The sequence below is a fragment of the Glycomyces sp. YM15 genome (assembly GCF_016918015.1).
In the GTDB taxonomy this organism is placed as follows: domain Bacteria; phylum Actinomycetota; class Actinomycetes; order Mycobacteriales; family Micromonosporaceae; genus Glycomyces.
Window position 1 is genome coordinate 176,254 of sequence record NZ_JAERMK010000007.1, and the last position, 17,994, is coordinate 194,247.

17 protein-coding genes are annotated in these 17,994 nt (G+C 69.6%); 13 read left to right on the forward strand and 4 right to left on the reverse strand.

Annotated features, from left to right (window positions below; all coding sequences use genetic code 11):
- Positions 1 to 104 precede the first annotated feature (104 nt).
- Entirely contained in the window at positions 105 to 407 is a 303-nt protein-coding gene (locus tag JHY01_RS10310; protein WP_205325548.1) for a hypothetical protein, read from the forward strand.
- A gap of 255 nt (positions 408 to 662) precedes the next feature.
- The gene (locus JHY01_RS10315) at positions 663 to 962 is read left to right on the forward strand and encodes a hypothetical protein (RefSeq protein ID WP_205325549.1); all 300 of its coding nucleotides are present in this window, start codon (positions 663 to 665) and stop codon (positions 960 to 962) included.
- Positions 963 to 1,022: 60 nt separating this feature from the next.
- Here JHY01_RS10315 and JHY01_RS10320 read toward each other — a convergent pair whose 3' ends face one another.
- From JHY01_RS10320 to JHY01_RS10335, 4 genes are all read right to left on the reverse strand, one after another.
- Complete coding sequence (locus tag JHY01_RS10320) at positions 1,023 to 1,544, reverse strand: isochorismatase family protein (protein ID WP_307814363.1); 522 nt, start codon at positions 1,542 to 1,544, stop codon at positions 1,023 to 1,025.
- A 55-nt stretch (positions 1,545 to 1,599) separates the two neighbouring features.
- On the reverse strand, positions 1,600 to 2,685 hold the full coding sequence (locus JHY01_RS10325; protein ID WP_205325551.1) for a tetratricopeptide repeat protein: 1,086 nt from the start codon (positions 2,683 to 2,685) through the stop codon (positions 1,600 to 1,602).
- Positions 2,686 to 2,903: 218 nt separating this feature from the next.
- On the reverse strand, positions 2,904 to 3,743 hold the full coding sequence (locus JHY01_RS10330) for a 3-keto-5-aminohexanoate cleavage protein (RefSeq protein WP_205325552.1): 840 nt from the start codon (positions 3,741 to 3,743) through the stop codon (positions 2,904 to 2,906).
- Entirely contained in the window at positions 3,740 to 5,179 is a 1,440-nt protein-coding gene (locus JHY01_RS10335) for a KamA family radical SAM protein (RefSeq protein WP_374199518.1), read from the reverse strand. Before JHY01_RS10335 ends, JHY01_RS10330 begins: the two co-directional genes overlap by 4 nt.
- Before the next feature lie 222 nt (positions 5,180 to 5,401).
- Between JHY01_RS10335 and JHY01_RS10340 the strand changes: the two genes are divergently transcribed.
- The 11 genes from JHY01_RS10340 to JHY01_RS10390 all read left to right on the forward strand — a co-directional run bounded on the left by JHY01_RS10340 (position 5,402) and on the right by JHY01_RS10390 (position 17,948).
- Entirely contained in the window at positions 5,402 to 6,487 is a 1,086-nt protein-coding gene (locus JHY01_RS10340; RefSeq protein WP_205325553.1) for an L-erythro-3,5-diaminohexanoate dehydrogenase, read from the forward strand.
- On the forward strand, positions 6,484 to 8,073 hold the full coding sequence (locus JHY01_RS10345; RefSeq protein ID WP_205325554.1) for a lysine 5,6-aminomutase subunit alpha: 1,590 nt from the start codon (positions 6,484 to 6,486) through the stop codon (positions 8,071 to 8,073). Before JHY01_RS10340 ends, JHY01_RS10345 begins: the two co-directional genes overlap by 4 nt.
- Complete coding sequence (locus tag JHY01_RS10350; protein ID WP_205325555.1) at positions 8,070 to 8,816, forward strand: OAM dimerization domain-containing protein; 747 nt, start codon at positions 8,070 to 8,072, stop codon at positions 8,814 to 8,816. The genes JHY01_RS10345 and JHY01_RS10350 overlap by 4 nt, the downstream gene beginning before the upstream one ends.
- Positions 8,813 to 9,193 (forward strand): hotdog fold domain-containing protein, encoded by a 381-nt coding sequence (locus JHY01_RS10355; protein ID WP_205325556.1) that lies wholly within the window; start codon positions 8,813 to 8,815, stop codon positions 9,191 to 9,193. Before JHY01_RS10350 ends, JHY01_RS10355 begins: the two co-directional genes overlap by 4 nt.
- Positions 9,190 to 10,518, forward strand: coding sequence for a glutamate mutase L (locus tag JHY01_RS10360; protein WP_205325557.1), 1,329 nt, complete (start codon positions 9,190 to 9,192; stop codon positions 10,516 to 10,518). Before JHY01_RS10355 ends, JHY01_RS10360 begins: the two co-directional genes overlap by 4 nt.
- An 80-nt stretch (positions 10,519 to 10,598) precedes the next feature.
- Positions 10,599 to 11,606 (forward strand): serine hydrolase, encoded by a 1,008-nt coding sequence (locus tag JHY01_RS10365; protein WP_205325558.1) that lies wholly within the window; start codon positions 10,599 to 10,601, stop codon positions 11,604 to 11,606.
- 202 nt (positions 11,607 to 11,808) lie between these two features.
- Complete coding sequence (locus JHY01_RS10370; RefSeq protein ID WP_205325559.1) at positions 11,809 to 13,758, forward strand: phosphatase PAP2 family protein; 1,950 nt, start codon at positions 11,809 to 11,811, stop codon at positions 13,756 to 13,758.
- 326 nt (positions 13,759 to 14,084) lie between these two features.
- Positions 14,085 to 15,170, forward strand: coding sequence for a polysaccharide deacetylase family protein (locus JHY01_RS10375; protein WP_205325560.1), 1,086 nt, complete (start codon positions 14,085 to 14,087; stop codon positions 15,168 to 15,170).
- 160 nt (positions 15,171 to 15,330) lie between these two features.
- On the forward strand, positions 15,331 to 16,218 hold the full coding sequence (locus JHY01_RS10380; protein WP_205325561.1) for a transglutaminase domain-containing protein: 888 nt from the start codon (positions 15,331 to 15,333) through the stop codon (positions 16,216 to 16,218).
- A gap of 54 nt (positions 16,219 to 16,272) precedes the next feature.
- The gene (locus JHY01_RS10385; RefSeq protein WP_205325562.1) at positions 16,273 to 16,758 is read left to right on the forward strand and encodes a cation:proton antiporter regulatory subunit; all 486 of its coding nucleotides are present in this window, start codon (positions 16,273 to 16,275) and stop codon (positions 16,756 to 16,758) included.
- Positions 16,758 to 17,948 carry a cation:proton antiporter gene (locus JHY01_RS10390; protein ID WP_205325563.1) on the forward strand — a complete coding sequence of 397 codons (1,191 nt, stop codon included), beginning with the start codon at positions 16,758 to 16,760 and terminating at the stop codon, positions 17,946 to 17,948. Before JHY01_RS10385 ends, JHY01_RS10390 begins: the two co-directional genes overlap by 1 nt.
- Positions 17,949 to 17,994 lie beyond the last annotated feature (46 nt).

A 17,994-nucleotide genomic window follows, 5' to 3' on the forward strand; every position in this document is an offset into this window, starting at 1 on the left:
TCGCATTCCCGGTTGTGCCAGGTTGGGGAGGCCCCGTTTGCGCCGCTCCGGGAAGGGAACCCGGGTGTCCAAGAACGACAGACACCTGAAGGAATGGAACCGTCATGGCACACGTCGTCACCCGCTACAACCCCGTCATCGTGCACGTCCTCACCGCGATCTTCGGTGCGATCGCGCTGATCATCCTGCTGCACTTGGGCTTCGTCCTCCTGGAGGCCAATCCGCACAACCCGTTGGTGAACTTCATGGCCGATCTCGCCAACTGGTTCTCCTGGCTCTTCCGGGACATGTTCACCGGCATCGATGACCCGAAGGTCCGCGCGGTCGTGAACTACGGGATCGCAGCCCTGGTCTACCTGGCGATCGGCGGGTTCCTCTCCGGCTTCGGCCGCCGCTGGAACCACTGACCGACATCGCGAACCCGACCGGAGTCGAACTCCCCAGCGCCGCATAGCACTGTCCGCGCAGTACGGCGAGGCCCACGTCGACCTGTGCCGGAAGGCGGCCGGGCGCTAGCACTTCATCCGCCACCCGGCAGGGATATGAGGACATCCCGGAAACCCTGACAGGGGTTGCGGTCCACGGTGCAATGAGGGTGCCGACCGGTGCGTGGACTGCCCGACGCGCAGTCCGCCGGTCCGGTGACAAGGAGGAGGAGTGCCATGCGAGTCTGCCTGAAAGTGCAGATACCGGTTGAATCGGGTAACAAGGCGATCATGGGCGGGGACATGCAGCAGAACCTCAAGAAGCTCATGGATCAGCTGAATCCGGAGGCCGCCTACTTCTTCCCCCAGGACGGGATGCGGGGCATGATGCTGTTCTTCGACTTGGAGGACACCTCGATGATTCCGACGATCTCCGAGCCGCTGTTCGAGCAACTCAACGCCAAAGTGGACATGACACCCGTCATGAACATCGATGACCTGACGGCAGGTCTCAAGAAGCTCCAGAACAACCGCTGAGCGCGCTCGCAGGACACCGAAAGGGCCCGGCCGCTGTGCGGCCGGGCCTTGATGCTCGGTTCAGGAACTCGCCCGCCAATGCAGTTCGGCCGAACCGACGACCGCTCCGAAGCGGGGGAGGTTCAGGTTCACCGACGCCTCATGTTCGGCAGCCGTCAAGGCGCTCATGGCATCTTCGACGAACATGAGTTCATAGCCGTGGTCCGAGGCCGCCCTCGCAGTCGACTCGACGCCGAGGTTCGTCATGATCCCCGCCATCACCAGTGCTGCCGCTCCGAACCCCTGCAGCACTTCATTGAGCTCCGTGCCGTAGAAGCCGCCGATCGAGCGCTTCACGACGACGGCGTCAGCCACCTTCGCAAGCGCGGCCGTCAGTTCGCTTCCCGGCGGCTGCTGGTCCACGTTCGGGCGTTCGACACGAATCGCCACGACCGGCGCGCCCGCTTTTCGAGCGCCATCGGCAAGGGCGAGCGCGGCTTCGAGAACTGCAGCGCCTGGGCGCGGCTGCAAGTCCGTACTCAGCAGGCGCGGCATGAGGTCGACGATGACGACTGCGGTTCGTCGGGGGTCAAGGAATGTCACGCCTCCACGGTAATCGGAGGGCGGATCGACCCGGCGGGTCGAGTTCCCAGGCGCCTCAGGAGTTCCTGAACGATTCGAGGACCCGGCGGATGAACACCACTTCCTCGTGGTCGGTGCCGAGCTCGGCCTCGAGCGCGGGCAGGATGGCCTCGAACGTCTCGATCGCCGCCGCCGAGTCGCCGCTCTTCATCAGCTGGAATCCGTAATCCATCCAGGCGAGGACCGTGATCCGTTGCTCGCTGCCGAATACCCGTGCGAAGCTCGGCAGCGATTTCTCGTATTCGCGGACCGACTCGGCGTACTGATCCGATCTGCCCAGGATATAGGCGTAGTTCCGGTGCGCGTGGATCGTCGTCTCATGGTCCGTCCCGAGCGTCGCGACCATGTCGTCCAGGATCACCTTCATCATGCGAGCCGCCGCCGTCGGACGCGAATCGACGAGGTCCATCACCTCGTTGTGCCTGTGGACGAGCGCGTCGGCGACGCTCGATGCCTGCTGCCGCTCGTCGTTCACCTGAGGGGGGCTCGGGGTGGAGGCCGGTACGTACGGCGGAGAGTCGAGGTGCACCTCCTCGAAAACGGCGTAGGGGTCGCCCTGGCCGTCGGAGTACGTCGTATACGGGGCCACCGCGTACCCGTCATCGAAAGTGGACGGTGCACCGGTCGGATGACCGGTGTTGTGCACCGGGCCGTAGCCGGGCGATCCCGGGTAGGGGGCCACCGGGTATCCCGGGGCCTCGATGGCCGGAGGCTCATACGACGCGACGCCGGATTCGATCGGCTGGGCCTGGATGGCCTTCAGCAGCACGTCCATCAGGTTCTGGTCGGACGGCGCGGGTCCACGCTGGACGCCGAACTGCAGGCCGTCTGCGGTCTGGCCGATGCGCATGTCGGACCATTGGTCCGCCTTGAGCACGGTGATCACGACGGCGCCGATCAATGCGGTCTCGATCAGGGGACGCCGCGGAGCGGGCGTATTCGCGAAGGCGGGAGTGCGCTGCAGTTCCTCCTGCCCCGAACGTCGCACGGTCTGTTCGATCTCACTCTGGGAGACGCTTTTCCCTCGGAACGATTCGATGACCGTTCCGAGGACCTTCGCCCCTGGTCCCAGGAAGGGCAGAATGACGGCGAGATCGAGCATCGGACGCTCCCTTCGAGACGGCATCGGTCCTGCCTCGACGGTCGCAGGAGCCTGCACATCAAGGGAAACACACATGTCCCCGATACGCATTCCCCGATTCGGCCGACCTTCCGAGCGATCGCGACTATCGAAGCCGTCGGCCACCTCGGCTCACCGTGACCGACACCGCGGCATGGCGAGAGCCCGACCGTTCTGCGGTCGGGCTCTCCTTCGCACCGCTAGTCCGCGTCGCGCATCCGCAGGAGCTTCCTGGCCTCCACCGTCGTGATCGCCGGGCGTTGCGCCAGCGCCGCGGCCCTCGCGGCCCGCTCGACCAGTTGATCGTTGCCCGTGACCGGTTGCCGCCTCGCGTACGAGACCGTGTCCTCCATGCCGACCCGCAGGTGCCCGCCGTGGGCCAGCGAAGCCAGCATCACCGGGAGCGTCGTGCGACCGATGCCGGTGGCGGAGAACGTGGTCCCTTCCGGCAGGTACCGGCGCACGCCTTCCGCGAAGGCCGCCACCGTGGACGCGTCCCCGGCCGCGCCCCCGGGCACACCGAGCACGAAGTCCACATGCACGTGCCCGCCGAACGGCAGGCCCTCCTTGTCCAGCAACCGCTCCAGCGCCGCCAGATGTCCCAGATCGAACAGTTCGTACTCGGGCACGACCGCCTTGTCCCGCATCCGCCGATGCAGTTCGACGACGAACGCCCAGCGGTTCAGGAACACGTCGTCGCCGAAGTTCACCGTGCCCATCGTGCAGGAGGCCATGTCCGGCTCCGCGTCGAGCACCGCGAGCCGGGCCTCCTCGCCGTCGCGGACCGAGCCGCCCGTCGAGAGCTGCACGATGAGATTCGTCGTGTCACGCAGGGCCGCGACGGCATCGCGCAGCCGCACCGGGTCGAGGGTCGGCCGGGTGTCGTCGTCGCGCAGGTGCACGTGGATGATCGACGCTCCGGCCTGCTCGCACCGCTTCGCGGTGTCGACCAGCTCGTCCAGCGTCACCGGCAGCGCCGGGACCTCGGCCTTGTCGACCTCGGCCCCGGTGGGCGCCACCGTGATGAGGGTGCCGGTCATGCGATCTCCGCGGCCTCGTCATGGCGGGCCACGGCCAGCCGGGACTTGGCGGCCGCCGCGTCGCCGTCCTCTTTGGCGCGCACCGGCGGGTGCATGTTCGCCCACCACTGCTGGCCGGCTTTGGGAAGCGTGTCGATCGGGTCGTAGAACGGGTACCGGCGGGTGAGCGCGTCGGGGTCGTCGGCCTCGATCGAGGTCCGGTAGTTCTTGGTCCAGTAGGAGATGCCCAGCTCGCGGTCGTATTCGGAGAGCTGGTGGACCCACCGCTTGCCGACCATCGGCACGTCGCAGATGATGCGCGGCGTCGCGTACCCGGGCAGGTAGCCCATGATCGCGGTCTGCAGCTCCTGCGCCTGCGAGACCGAGGTGCGCCAGTGCTCGGCGTTGGGGATCATGTCGCACATGTAGAAGTAGTACGGCAGGATGTTCGCCTCGCCCTGCAGCGCGAAGCACAGGTCGAGCAGGTCGGCCTGGGTGTCGTTGACGCCGCGCATGAGCACGCCCTGGTTGCGCACGTCGCGCACGCCCGCGTCGAGCATCGCCGCGGCCGCCCGCGCGACGGCCGGGGTCACCGAGTTGGCGTGGTTGATGTGGGTGTGGATCGCGAGGTTGACGCCCTGCCCGGCCGCGCGCTTGGCGACGCGGGCCATGCCGTCGACGATCTCGTCCTGCAGCCAGTGCTGCGGCAGCCCCATGAGCGCCTTGGTGGCCAAGCGGATGTCGCGGATGGTCTCCACGTCGAGGAGCCGGTCGAGGAACCGTTCGAGCTGCTTCCACGGCAGGTTCGCGACGTCGCCGCCGGAGACGACCACGTCCCGCACGCCCGGGTGCGCCTTCAGGTAGTCGAGGATCGCGGTCTGCCGGTCGACCGGTTTCAGCGCGAGCCTCCGCTTGTCCACTGTGGGCGTCGAGTTGCCGACGAGGTCCATGCGGGTGCAGTGCCCGCAGTACTGGGGGCACGTCGAGAGCAGCTCGGCGAGGACCTTCGTCGGGTACCGGTGGGTGAGGCCTTCGACGGCCCACATGTCGTGCTCGTGGAGGGAGTCCCGAGTGGCGAACGGGTGCGAGGGCCAGTCGGGGTGCCGGTCGGAGGCGACGGGCAGCATGTAGCGACGCACCGGGTCGGCTACGAGCGCATCGGTCCACGATCCCGGGGCGGTCTCCTCGATCGCGGGGGCCATCGTGTTGAGCATCTGCGGTGGCAGCAGCATCGACATGGTCGCCGAATGCGCCATGTCCTGCGCGAGGTCCTCGTAGAACGACTCGTGGAGCCGGTCGCCCACCACCTCCCGGAGCTGCTTGACGTTCTTGACGCAGTGCACGCGCTGCCACTGCGCCGACGCCCAGTCCGCCTCGGTCACGTCCGCCCAGCCGGGGAACCGGGTCCAGTCCGGTTCCTCCAGCCTGCGGCGCCGGTACTGGTACGGCTGCTCGATCACGGGCGGCCTCGACGACGCTTGTGAGTCGTAGATGTGCGCGGTGTCTCCCGCTGGTCGATCCGACACCTTCTCACCTCCATGTCCGGGCTGTTGGCCCGGGAAACCTCGCAGACGGGGATGACCGTCCTTGTGACGAGGATAACCTTCCGTTACTGTAGTGCGCTAGGTCCCGCATATTGAGACTCCATAAAATTCCCTGCTACAAGAAGGGCGGCAACGATGTCGACAGGCTCACCGGTCGGATCGCACCGAGTCGTCAGCCCCGCCGGAGCGCTGCCACAAGCAGCCGACCGGCTCGACCCCGACCCCGACATCGCCGACGACGAGGTCCGTATCAGCGTCGAACGCCTCAATCTCGACGCGGCCTCCTACCGGCAGCTCCGCACCGCCCACGGCGGCGACGGCGAAGCCGTCCGGGCCGAAGTGCGCGCCATCATCGAACGCCGCGGCAAAATGCACAACCCCGTCACCGGCTCCGGCGGCATGCTCATCGGCACCGTCGACGAGGTCGGCCCCCGCTCCCCGCTCGGCCTCAAAGCCGGCCAGAAGGTCGCCACCCTCGTCTCGCTCACCCTCACCCCGCTGCACATAGATGACGATTTGGCACGCTGGGACGGCAACTCCGAGCAGATTCCGACCAGCGGCCACGCGATCCTCTTCGGCCGCTCCATCGCCGCCGCACTCCCATCGGACCTGCCCGAACACCTCGCGCTCGCCGTCCTCGACGTGTGCGGCGCGCCCGCGCTCGTCCACCGCGTCGTCTCCCGCCGCGCACCCGCCGAGACCACCGTCGCCGTCCTCGGCGCCGCCGGAAAATCCGGGTCGCTCTCGCTCGCCGCAGCGCGGGACGCCGGCGCGGCGACAGTGGTCGCCGTCGTCCGCGACGAGATCGAAGACGCCTGCCTGCGCGGCTCCGGACTCGCCGACGAGATCGTCATCGCCGACGCCACCGACCCGCTCCACCTCGCCGAGAAGGTGGAGCACGCGCTCGACGGCCGCGGCGCCGACGTCACCGTCGTCTGCGTCGACGTCCCCGGCTGCGAACACGGCGCGATCCTCTCGACCGCCGCCGGCGGCACCGTCGTCTTCTTCTCCATGGCCACCTCCTTCACGGCCGCCGCCCTCGGCGCCGAAGGCCTCGCCGCCGACGTCGAGATGCTGATCGGCAACGGCTACGTCCCCGGCCACGCCGACTACGCGCTCGACCTGCTGCGAGCGAACCCGCACCTGAAGGACCTGTTCATCGACCGGGTGGGCAGCGCCGATGCTCGGCCCGCAGGCTTCGCCGAGGGAGAGAGCGAATGACCGCCGAACTCCCGCTCGACCCCGCCGTCGTCGCCCGGGCCCGCCGCCTCGCCGCGAAAGCCGCCCAACCCGTCGTCGACCTCGCCCGCAGCCACACCACGGTCTCCGTCGAGCGCGCCACGCTCCGCCTCGCCGGCCTCACCGGAGCCGATCCCGACGGCATCCCGTGGGTCAACCGCCTCGCCGACGCCGTCCAGGAACAGGTCGGCATCGAGCACGGCATCGCCCTCCCGGTCTTCCACGCGCTCAAGGACTTCCCCGACCTCGACCGCCTCGCCCACGCCGCAGCGGCCGACGGCGTCCGCTTCAGCCTCCCGAGCGGCCCCGACGCCGAGACCGCCCGCGGCCACGCGCGAGCCGCCGTCCAGCACGGGTTCGACCGCATCGACCGGTCGCGAAGCAGGAGAGACGAACTCGTCGCCGAGATCGGCGACCCGCCCCAGCGGCCCTGGATCTACCTCATCGTCGCCACCGGCGACATCTACGAGGACATCCCGCAGGCCCAGGCCGCCGCCAGGGCCGGAGCCGACGTCATCGCCGTCATCCGCTCCACCGGGCAGTCCCTTCTCGACTACGTACCGGAAGGCGCCACCCGCGAGGGCTTCGCCGGCACCTACGCCACCGGCGAGAACTTCCGGCTCATGCGCGCCGCCCTCGACGAGACCTCCCGCGAGGTCGGCCGCTACATCCGCCTCACCAACTACGCGTCGGGGCTCTGCATGCCCGAGATCGCCGCGCTGGCGGGCATGCACCGGCTCGACATGATGCTCAACGACTCGATGTACGGCATCCTGTTCCGCGACATCAACCCGATCCGCACCTTTGTGGACCAGCGCTTCAGCCGCCAGGTCCACGCCCGCGCCGGGATCATCATCAACACCGGCGAGGACAACTACCTGACCACGGCCGACGCCGTCGAGGCCGCCCACACGGTCACCGTCTCGCAGCTGCTCAACGAGCGCTTCGCGCATGAGGCCGGGCTCCCGGACCCGCTGCTCGGCCTCGGGCACGCCTTCGAGATCAACCCCGAAGTGCCCGAGTCGTTCCGGCTCGAACTCGCGCACGCGCTGCTGGCCCGCCAGCTGTTCCCGGACGCACCGCTGAAGTGGATGCCGCCGACGAAGCACATGACCGGCGACGTGTTCCGCGGCAACCTCCTCGACGGGTTCTTCAACCTCGCCGGCGTCATGACCGGCCAGTCGATCCTGCTGGTGGGCATGATGACCGAAGCGGTCGTCACCCCCTGGCTCTCCGACCGGGACATCGCCCTCCAGAACGTGCGGTACGTGCTCAACGCGTGCGCCGGGCTCGCCGAGGACTTCCATCCGCCGAGGGACGGCTTCATCGCCGGCCGCGCCAATCAAGTCCTCGGAGAGGCCGTGGACCTGCTCGCGAAGATCGTGGACGACGGCCTGCTCAACGCCATCGCCGACGGCACGTTCGGCATCATGAAGCGCCCCGCCGACGGCGGCCGCGGCCTCGACGGCGTCGCGAAGCGCGCCGACGACTACTGGAACCCGGCCGCGGCGGAACTCGACAGGACGAGCCCCGACCAGGACGCCGCCCAGAAGGAGGCCGTCCGATGAGCCGCATCATCAGGCCCTACGGGGACACCACCGGCGACGGCATGGTGCAGCTCTCCTTCACCCTGCCCGTCCCGCACGACAAACGCGCCGAGGGCGCGGCCCTCCAGCTCGCCGCCAAGATGGGACTCGACGGTGCGATGCTCGTGCACGCCAAGGCCATCGGCGAGGGCTACACCTTCTTCGTCGTCTACGGCGCGTCCACGCATCTCGTCAACCTCGACGAGGTCAAAGTGGTCGAGAAGGACTACCCGCACCTCAGCCCGAAGGAGGTCAACGACGCCATCCGCGAGCGGCTCGGCCGCAAGCTCTGCGTCGTGGGCGCCTGCATCGGCACCGACGCGCACACCGTCGGCATCGACGCGATCCTCAACATCAAGGGCGTCGCGGGGGAGAAGGGCCTGGAGTACTACCGCGAACTCCGCGTCGTCAACCTCGGCGCGCAGGTCGCCGTGCCCGACCTCGTGAACCGCGCGGTCGACGAGGAAGCGGACGCGGTGCTCGTGAGCCAGGTCGTCACCCAGAAGGACGCCCACCTGCACAACACCCGGGAGATGGCCGCCGCCTTCCGCGAGGCCCTGCCGCCGGGCCGCCGCCCGCTGCTCGTCGTCGGCGGGCCCCGCTTCGACGAGGGCGCCGCGACCGAGCTCGGCGTCGACCGCATCTTCACCCGCGGCACCACACCGTCCGACGTGGCCTCGTATCTCGTCCACCGGCTCGTGACCAGCAGAGAGGCAGCAGCATGACCGACCACAACGGCACCACGGTCACCCACCGCCGCTACATCCCCCACGGCCACGCGCACTACGGCGGGAACCTCGTGGACGGCGCCTACGGGCTCGGACTGTTCGGCGACGTCGCCACCGAGCTGTGCATCCTCACCGACGGCGACGAAGGGCTGTTCGCGTCCTATGCGGACGTCCAGTTCAAAGCGCCCGTGAAAGCCGGGGACGTCGTGGAGGCCACCGCCACCGTGGTCCGCACCGGCCGCCGCAGCCGCACCGTCGAGTTCACGCTCATGGTGGTCTGCCGTGCCGACCCCGAGCGCGGTGACTCGTCGGCGGTCGTCCTCGACGTGCCGATCATCGCCACCACCGCCACGGGCACTGTGGTCGTCCCGTGAGCGCAGCCGTCGTCTGCGTCGACGTCGGATCGACCTACACCAAGGCCGCCGCCGTCGACGCGGACACCGGCGAGCTCCTCGGCGCGGCCTCGCGCCCCACCACGATCGGCACCGACGTCATGGACGGTCTCCGTGCCGCCGCCGACGAGGCGACCCCGAAGGGCGTCAAGGTCGTCGACACGCTCGTCTGCTCCTCGGCGGGCGGCGGGCTCCGGCTCGCGGTGATCGGCAACGAGCCGCTGGTCACCGCCCGCGCCGCCTACCGGGCCGGACTCAGCGCCGGAGCCCGGGTCGTGGACGTGCGCGCCGGCGACCTCGAGACGGGCGACTTCACGGAGCTCGCCGGGGCCCGACCCGACGTGATCCTCCTGGCCGGAGGCACCGACGGCGGCGACGAGACCGCACTGCGCGCCCACGCGGCGGCACTCGCCGAGTCCGGATCCCGAACGCCGGTCGTCGTGGCGGGCAACGCGAACGCCGCCGCCGACATCGCCGCGCTCCTCACCGGAGCCGGGATCGGCACGACCCGCGTCGCGAACGTCCTGCCGCGCATCGGCGTCCTCAACCCCGTCCCCGCCCGCACCGCGCTCCGCGAGGTCTTCCTCCGCCACGTGATCGCCGGGAAGCACCTCTCCGCCAGCGCCGACTTCACCCGCATGGTCAAGGCCGCCACACCCGACGCCGTGCTCACCGGGGTCGAACTGCTCGCCGACACCACCGGCGCTGACCTGCTCGTGGTGGACGTCGGCGGCGCGACCACCGACGTCTACTCGGTGCTCACCCCCGACGCCGAACGCGAGGGCCCGCGCGCCGAAGTGGCCGGGACCGCTTGGCGCTCAAGGACCGTCGAAGGCGACCTCGGCGTGCGGCATACGGCGATCGGCATCACCGAGGCCGCGGACGAGGAGGACCTCCCCACCAGTCGGGGCCTGCCGGAGGCCGCTCGACTGCGCGCGGCGAACCCCGCGCTCAGGTCCGCGGATCCCGCCGACGACGCCGAGTTGAGCGCCCTCGCGGCCCGGATCGCGGTGCGCCGCCACGCGCGCGGGGAGCGCATCGGCGGCCCGACCGAGCCGCTTCGCGGCGGCAAGGACCTCGCGGCCGTCAGCCTCGTCGTCGGCTCCGGCGGCATCCTGCGCCGCGATCCCGAAGCCGCAGTGTGGCTGCGGGAGGCGGTCGGCGCGGACACCTCCGGCGGCGTCCGGCCGCCCAAGGACGCCCGCTTCGTGATCGACGCGGACTACCGTCTCGCTCCAGCCGGGCTCCTCGCCTCGAACGGCCACCGGGACGCCGCAATCGGACTCCTCGCGTCCACTTCGTTCTGATTCGAGGCAACCGCTGGCGCGCGCTGCGGCGTACCAATGGCGGACCTCCTCAACACCTTGCAAGCCAACGAAAGGCGACCATGGAACGACGCGATGTAATCAAGCTCGGTGCCGCGGTGACCGCCGGCGGCGCCGTTCTCGGCTCCGCCTCCGCCGCGCACGCGGAGCAGTCCACCGCTCAGGCCGCCGTCACGACGGCCTCGCAGATCAAAGCGGTCTGGGACACCGAGACCGCCAAGGCGGGCGGCACCTGGCAGGGTTACGTGACCCTCCTCAACGGCACTGGCGCGCCCGTCGTGGCCGTGAACCAGAGCTCCACGAGCATCCAGACCGCCGCGAGCATCAACAAGCTCGGCATCGCGCTCGGCGTGCTCGACAAGATCGACCGGGGTGAACTCTCGCTGGACGACCGCATCACCCTCACCTCGGACATCATCCTCACCGGCTCCGGGTTCTACTTCCACCAGACCGCGTACGGCGACGAGATCACCGTCGCGAACGTCCTGGTCGCCATGCTCCTGACCTCGGACAACACCTCGGTGCGGCTGTGCGGCCTGGTCTGTCCTCCCGCCGAGATCAACGAGACCCTGGCGGCCAAGGGCTTCAACGACACCCGCGTGATCCCCAATCCGGCCAACCCGAGCCGCATGTGGCTCGGCGACACCACCACGTTCGAAACGAACGACCTGCTCACCCGCCTCGCCAAGGGCGAGCTCCTCTCCGCGAAGAGCACCAGCTTCTTCCTCAACATCCTGAAGGGACTCAGCGGTTACCACGACGGCTTCCGCCGCAACATGTCCTCGGTCGAGCGCTCGCGCATCGCCATGAAGTACGGCGCGGACGACGCCACCCGCAGCGAGTCCGGCGTGGTCTACAGCGCCGCGGGCGCCCCGGCCCTCGTCTACTCGTTCATGGCGCAGTTCACCAACCACTGGGGCAACTACGGCGCGACCCACCCGGCCGTGCAGGCGCACGCCGCCATGGGCCGCAAGATGTTCGACATCGTCAACGCCGCGGGCGTGTCCGCGTCCGACGCGGTGACGCTCGAAGTGGAGCAGGAAGCCCCCAACGGCGGTCTGACCCGGTAACCCGACGCGGAGTCCCGGTCGCACCGCGGCCGGGACTCCGCCGTCTCCGTTGACCGTGCAACCGTTAGCCACCGTGCAGACCCTGCTCACCGTCTCGCTACGATCCGTTCACCGCACGCCGCGAGAGTGTTGCTCGCAACCACTTCCGCGGCGCCGCCCCGAGGCCGCGAGGCTTGGCCCACCGCACCGAAACGAGCACAACATGCCAGGACGACAGCACACGATCGGCCGCCGCGCCCTCCTCGCCGGCTCCGCCGGCATCGCAGCGGCGGCCATCGTCGCGGAATCCGCCGCCGCGAGCGAAGCGACTAGCGCGCTCCAGTCCACAGTAGCGTCGATCGCGTCCGAAACCCCCGTCACCCGATGGGCCCAGCACACCGGCCCCGCCTTCGTCGACACTTACAGCACCAACGCGATCGAGAACCTCACTCCCGAGACCAACGCCGCCGTCCGCATCCTCAGCGGGTTCCAAGACCTGTGGCAGACCGGCCCGGACTGGAACAACGGCACCGTGCTCGCCGAGGACGTCCTCGAGGCGAACATCGAGTACAGCGAGCAGGTCACCGCCGCCCGCACGGACGCCGAATCCAAACAGGCCTATCTCTTCGACCGCCAGCACCAGAGCTACAGCGCCATCGGCGGCCTCGGCCCCCTCGAAGCCCTCTACAAGGCCGGCGCGAAGGCCGTCACCGCCATCACCGGCGCCCCCGACGGCATCCCGGCCGACAAGATCAGCGACGCGCTCCCGCCCGACGCCCCCGCCGGTTCGGCGATCGGCCCCGGCGCGACCGACTCCGACCTCGGCAAAGTCGCGCTCCTGGTGAACACGGTCCGAGGGAACAACACCTCCTCGAACCCGAGCAAACTCGCCTACCAGTACCCGCGTCCCTGGCGGCTGAACCGCGCCAGCGAAGTCGTCGAGACCGGCGGCATCCCCGTCCTCGGCGTCCCCGCCTACGACTCGGCGGTCGCGGCCGCCCCCGAGCTGCTCCGCCAGCGCTCCACCACCCCCGCCGAGGACGGCGGATTCCCCTCGGGTCACACCAACGCCGCCTGGCTCGCCGGCCTCGCGCTCGCCTACGCGGTGCCCGAGCGGTTCCAGGAACTGCTGCTGCGCGCCTCCGACACCTCGCACTCGCGCATCATGGCCGGCATGCACAGCGCGGTCGACGTGGTGGGCGGCCGCATCCTCGGCACCGCCCTCGCCGCCGCCGTGCTCCACAATCCGGCGACCGCCCAGATCAAGGCGGAGGCCCGCGCGCAGGCGCTCGCGTACTTCACCGAGCAGACCGGCGTCTCCGCCGATGAGCTGTACGCCTACGCGCACCGCGAGGCCGCCGACACCGACGAGTACGCCGACCGCGAGGTCAACCGGGCGCGCCTCGCCGAACGCCTCACCTACGTCCTCGAACGCTCGGGCCCCGACACCGCGTTCACCGTCCCCAAGGGAGCCGAAGTCCTCCTGGAGACCCGCCTGCCCTACCTCAGCGCCGACCAGCGCCGCGAGGTCCTGCGCACCACCGCCCTCAAAGGCGGGTACCCGATCCTCGACGGACCGGAGCAATGGGGCCGTTTGGACTACTTCACCGCCGCCGACGGCTACGGCCGCTTCGACGCGAACCTCACCGTCACCATGGACGCCGCTGCCGGCGGCTTCAACACCGCCGACACCTGGCGAAACGACATCGGCGGCACGGGGAAGCTCACGAAGGCCGGCACCGGCACGCTCACCCTCGCCGGCGACAACTCCTTCTCCGGCGGCGTGGCACTCCAGGACGGCACCCTGCGGGCCGCCTCGGCGAACGCGCTCGGCAAGGGCGGTGTCACCGTCACCGGCGGCCGGCTCATCGTCGACACCGCGCAGCTCGAACTGCGGGCCCTCGCCCAGTCGAACGCGACCCTCCAGGTGGTGCTGAACGACGGCGGCGAGCCCGCACTGGAGGTCGACAAGAAGGTCACCCTCGACGCGGGCTCGATCCTGAAGGTCACCCTCGACCCGCAGCGGCCGCCCGCCGCGGGCGTGGACCTGCCGGTCGTCAAGGCCAAGGAGGTCAGGGGCGAGTTCGCCGAGGTCCAGATCGACCTCCCCGGCTACACCGCCACGGCCGAGTACGAGAAGAAGCGTGTCCACGTCCGCATCGACGCCGCCTGATCCGACCCGCCTGAGTGGACCGGGTCCCGGCCGCGCCGCGGCCGGGACCCGTTGCGCCCGCTGGTCTCCCGTTCGCCGCCCGTTCCCCGACCGACCGGCTCTAAATTGATGTACGTCGATGTTTTGGTGCGCGGAGCCCTTGTCTTCCAGCGAATCGGCACCGGATAATTGCATTCGTTCCTGAACGTTCACGGGACATCGATCCATCGTCACCCCCTCATGACGACTAGGGCCCCTCACCCCTGGGAGTTCGTCGACGCCGACTGATGCGCCGTATCCCGGGACGCCGCCGCGCGTCTCCGGGCGACACCCCAAGGAGGCCGATCATGCGAAGTCGCATGAGGACGCTCATCGCCACCCTGTCCGCCATCGTCGTCACCCTCGGCGCCGCCGCCGTGGTGCTCGGCGTCGCCGCCGCACCCGCGCAGGCGCAGACCTGCAACGGCTACGTCGCACTCACCTTCGACGACGGGCCCAACCCCGGCACCACCACCAACCTGCTGAACGCCCTGACCTCCAACGGTCTGCGCGCCACCATGTTCAACCTCGGACGGCAGGTCGCCGCCAACCCCTCGCTCGCCCGCGCGCAGGTCAGCGCCGGCATGTGGGTCGCCAACCACACGCAGACCCACGCCGACCTGACCAAGCTGTCCGCCTCGCAGGCGACCCAGGAGATCTCCAGCGCCCAGCAGGCGATCCAGCAGGCCACCGGGGTCGCCCCGACACTGTTCCGCCCGCCCTACGGGGCCACGAACGCCACGGTCAAGTCCATCGCGGCCCAGCAGGGCCTCACCGAGATCCTCTGGACCGTCGACTCGCAGGACTGGAACTCCGCCAGCACCGCGCAGATCGTGCAGAGCGCCCGCAACCTCCAGGACGGCGGCGTCATCCTGATGCACGACGCCTACCAGAACACCATCAACGCGATCCCGCAGATCGCCGCCGACCTGCGCTCGCGCGGGCTCTGCGCGGGCATGATCTCGCCGTCCACCGGCCGCGCCGTCGCCCCTGACGGCGGCGGCGGTGGCGGTGGAACCGGCACCGACCTGCTCCGCAGCAATTCGGCCGGGAAGTGCATCGACGTGCCCGGCGGCAACACCGCAGGCGGCACGAAGGTCCAGCTCTACAGCTGCTACGAGGGCGCGAACCAGCAGTTCACCTACACTGCCGCGCAGGAGCTGCGGGTCCTCGGCAGGTGCCTCGAAGCGCCCTCGGGCGGCAACGGCGCGGAACTGCAGATCAACGCTTGCAGCAACGCCGCGAGCCAGCAGTGGACGTTCGGCTCCGACGGCACGATCCGCAGCGTCGGCTACGCGAACCTGTGCCTGGACGTCTACAGCTCCGACAACGGCGCCCCCGTCCAGCTCTACAGCTGCTGGGGCGGCGACAACCAGAAGTGGACCCGCGTCTGACGGGCGCCGCCGATTGACGACCTCCGGCCGGCCCTCGGGCCGACCGGAGGTTTCGCGCAAAATCCCCACAAATTCAAGACCGTACATTTGTACGATTGAATTTGGATACCAGGGCGCAAATCTCCATAGACTTCAGGGCACCTCGTTCGAAAGGAACACCATGAGCGCCGACGAAGTCCTCGCCTACTACACCCAGCCCGGCCCGCTCTCCGACGCCGGAGACCACCGCGAAGCGCTGCGCGCCGTCCCCGGCGACATCTCCTCGATCCTCACTGCCGTGCAAGGCATACTCGTCCACCAGGACCTCGCCGCCGCCTACGGATTCGAAATGCCCGAAGGGCGCCGGACCACCGCGCACTTCCGCGCGACCGAACCGATCCTCGGTCGCATCCTCGAAGAAGACGCCCGCCCGCTCACCGAGCCCCGCGCCCCTGAACGGCGGATCGCCTGCACCTGCCGCACCTTCAGCCTCGTCACCGTCGCCGCGATGCGCGTCCACGGCATCCCTGCCCGCGCCCGCTGCGGCTTCGGCAACTACTTCGAGCCCGACTGGCACATCGACCACTGGGTGGCCGAGTACTGGAACGGAAGCCAATGGATCCTCTCCGACGCCCAGATGGACCCCGTGCTCACCGAAGCGATCGGCTTCGAGTTCGATCCGGCCGACGTCCCCCGCGACCGCTTCGTCGTCGGCGGCCGAGCCTGGACCGAGTACCGCGAGGGCCGGCTCGACCCCGACAAGTGCGGCCTGACGATCCCGGGGGAGCAGGGTGCCTGGTGGATCGCGGGCAACCTCATCCGTGACGTGGCCTCCCTGTCCAACATGGAACTGCTGCCGTGGGACGTCTGGGGCGCCATGCCCGAGCCCGAGGACGAGATCGGCCCCGACCTGACCGCGCTCCTCGACGAGCTCGCCGCCGTCACCGCAGACCCCGGCACCGCCGCGAACGTCCGGCCGCGCTACGAATCCGACGACCGCATCCGCGTTCCCGACCAGGTCCGAAACCACCTGCGTCAGGCCCTCGAACCGGTCATCGCAGCCGACTGACCCTCCGGTGCTGTACGGTTCGGTGCGTATCCCACACAAAAGGAGTGACCAACAGTGGACGTGGAGCGCACCGAGCTGCCCGGAATCGGAGTGCGGTTCGAATTCGAGACCAAACGCCATGTGCGCCTAGGCATCGTCGCCCACCGCGAGGGCCGCCGCGACTTCATCATCTACGACCCCGACGATCCCGACTCGATGCTCGACTGCATCGTCTTCTCCGCCGACGAATCCGCCGCGATCGGCGAACTCCTCGGCGGTGCCCGCATCGTCGAGAAGCTCAACCGCCTCCACCACGAGATCGACAACCTCGTCTCGCGACAGCTGCACGTGGACGCCACCAGTCCCTACGCCGATCGCCCGCTCGGCGACACCCGCGCCCGCACCCGCACCGGCGCCTCCGTCGTCGCCATCGTCCGCGCGGACGGCGTCGAGACTGGACCCGCGCCTTCCGCGATCCTCCATGTCGGGGACCGCCTCGTCACCATCGGGACGCAAGAGGCCGTCGACGCCGTCGACCGGATCTTGCGCGGGCTCGAATAATGCACGAGACCGTCGAGCTCCTTCTTGAACTCGGCCTCCTCATCGGAGCCCTCGGTCTGCTCGGAGCCCTCGCCGGACGATTCGGCATCTCCGCCATCCCCCTCTACCTCCTCGCGGGCCTCGCCTTCGGCCACGGCGGCATCTATGAGATGCACGCGATCACCGGCTTTCTCGCCGTCGGCGCCCAAGTCGGAGTCGTCCTCCTCCTCTTCACCCTCGGCCTCGAGTACACGCCGCGCGAACTGCTCGGCACCATGAGGACCTCATGGCTCGGCGCCGTGGTCGACCTGGTCCTCAACGCCACGCCCGGCGTGGTCTGCGCGCTGCTGCTCGGCTGGGGACCGGCCGCCGCCGTCGTCTTCGGCGGCGTCACCTACATCTCCTCGTCGGGCATCATCGCGAAGGTCCTCACCGACCTCGGTTGGCTCGGCAACCGCGAAACGCCCACGGTCCTCGCACTCCTGGTCGCCGAAGACCTGGTCATGGCCCTCTACCTGCCGATCGTGACCACGATCCTGGCCGGACTCGCGTTCGCGCAGGCCGCCGTCGGCCTCGGCATCGCGCTGCTCGCCGTGGCCGCCGCCTTCGTGGTCGCGTCCCGGTTCGGCGGACTCCTGTCGAGGTTCCTCTCCTCCCCGAACGACGAGATCCTCATGCTCAAGGTCATGGGCATCGTCCTCGTCGTGGCAGGTCTCGCCGAACAGGTGCACGTCTCGGCCGCGGTCGGCGCGTTCATCGTCGGCATGGCCCTCTCCGGCGAGGTCTCCCGCCAAGCCGAGGAGACGTTGGAACCACTGAAGAACCTGTTCGCGGCGATCTTCTTCGTCAACTTCGGCCTCGAGACCGACCCGACCGCGCTCCCGCCGGTGCTCCCCGTCGCGGTCGCGCTGGCGGTCGTCACGATCGCGACGAAGTTCGCCACGGGCTGGTGGGCGGCCGGGCGGGGCGGTTCGGCATTCACCGGCAAGCTCCGCGCCGGGCTCGTGCTCCTGCCGCGCGGCGAGTTCTCGATCGTCATCGCCGGACTCGGCGTCACCGCCGGGCTCGACCCCGCGCTCGGGTCCGTCGCCGCAGCGTACGTGCTGATCCTGGCCGCCATCGGCCCGCTCGCGCCGCGCTTGGTGGGTCCGATCGTGGCCAAGCGCCGCAAGAAGAGCCGCGCGAGACGCGTCGCGGAGGCCGCCACATGACGCTGCGGTGGCGGGAGTCGCACCTTTCACTCCCGCCACCGCACAG

Excerpts from the sequence above, each read along its gene's own strand:
- JHY01_RS10325 (WP_205325551.1), bottom strand. The coding sequence starts at position 2,685 with ATGCTCGATCTCGCCGTCATTCTGCCCTTCCTGGGACCAGGGGCGAAG.
- JHY01_RS10310 (WP_205325548.1), top strand. The coding sequence starts at position 105 with ATGGCACACGTCGTCACCCGCTACAACCCCGTCATCGTGCACGTCCTC.
- JHY01_RS10330 (WP_205325552.1), bottom strand. The coding sequence starts at position 3,743 with ATGACCGGCACCCTCATCACGGTGGCGCCCACCGGGGCCGAGGTCGAC.
- JHY01_RS10345 (WP_205325554.1), top strand. The coding sequence starts at position 6,484 with ATGACCGCCGAACTCCCGCTCGACCCCGCCGTCGTCGCCCGGGCCCGC.
- JHY01_RS10375 (WP_205325560.1), top strand. The coding sequence starts at position 14,085 with ATGCGAAGTCGCATGAGGACGCTCATCGCCACCCTGTCCGCCATCGTC.
- JHY01_RS10350 (WP_205325555.1), top strand. The coding sequence starts at position 8,070 with ATGAGCCGCATCATCAGGCCCTACGGGGACACCACCGGCGACGGCATG.
- JHY01_RS10365 (WP_205325558.1), top strand. The coding sequence starts at position 10,599 with ATGGAACGACGCGATGTAATCAAGCTCGGTGCCGCGGTGACCGCCGGC.
- JHY01_RS10370 (WP_205325559.1), top strand. The coding sequence starts at position 11,809 with ATGCCAGGACGACAGCACACGATCGGCCGCCGCGCCCTCCTCGCCGGC.
- JHY01_RS10340 (WP_205325553.1), top strand. The coding sequence starts at position 5,402 with ATGTCGACAGGCTCACCGGTCGGATCGCACCGAGTCGTCAGCCCCGCC.
- JHY01_RS10390 (WP_205325563.1), top strand. The coding sequence starts at position 16,758 with ATGCACGAGACCGTCGAGCTCCTTCTTGAACTCGGCCTCCTCATCGGA.
- JHY01_RS10355 (WP_205325556.1), top strand. The coding sequence starts at position 8,813 with ATGACCGACCACAACGGCACCACGGTCACCCACCGCCGCTACATCCCC.
- JHY01_RS10380 (WP_205325561.1), top strand. The coding sequence starts at position 15,331 with ATGAGCGCCGACGAAGTCCTCGCCTACTACACCCAGCCCGGCCCGCTC.
- JHY01_RS10315 (WP_205325549.1), top strand. The coding sequence starts at position 663 with ATGCGAGTCTGCCTGAAAGTGCAGATACCGGTTGAATCGGGTAACAAG.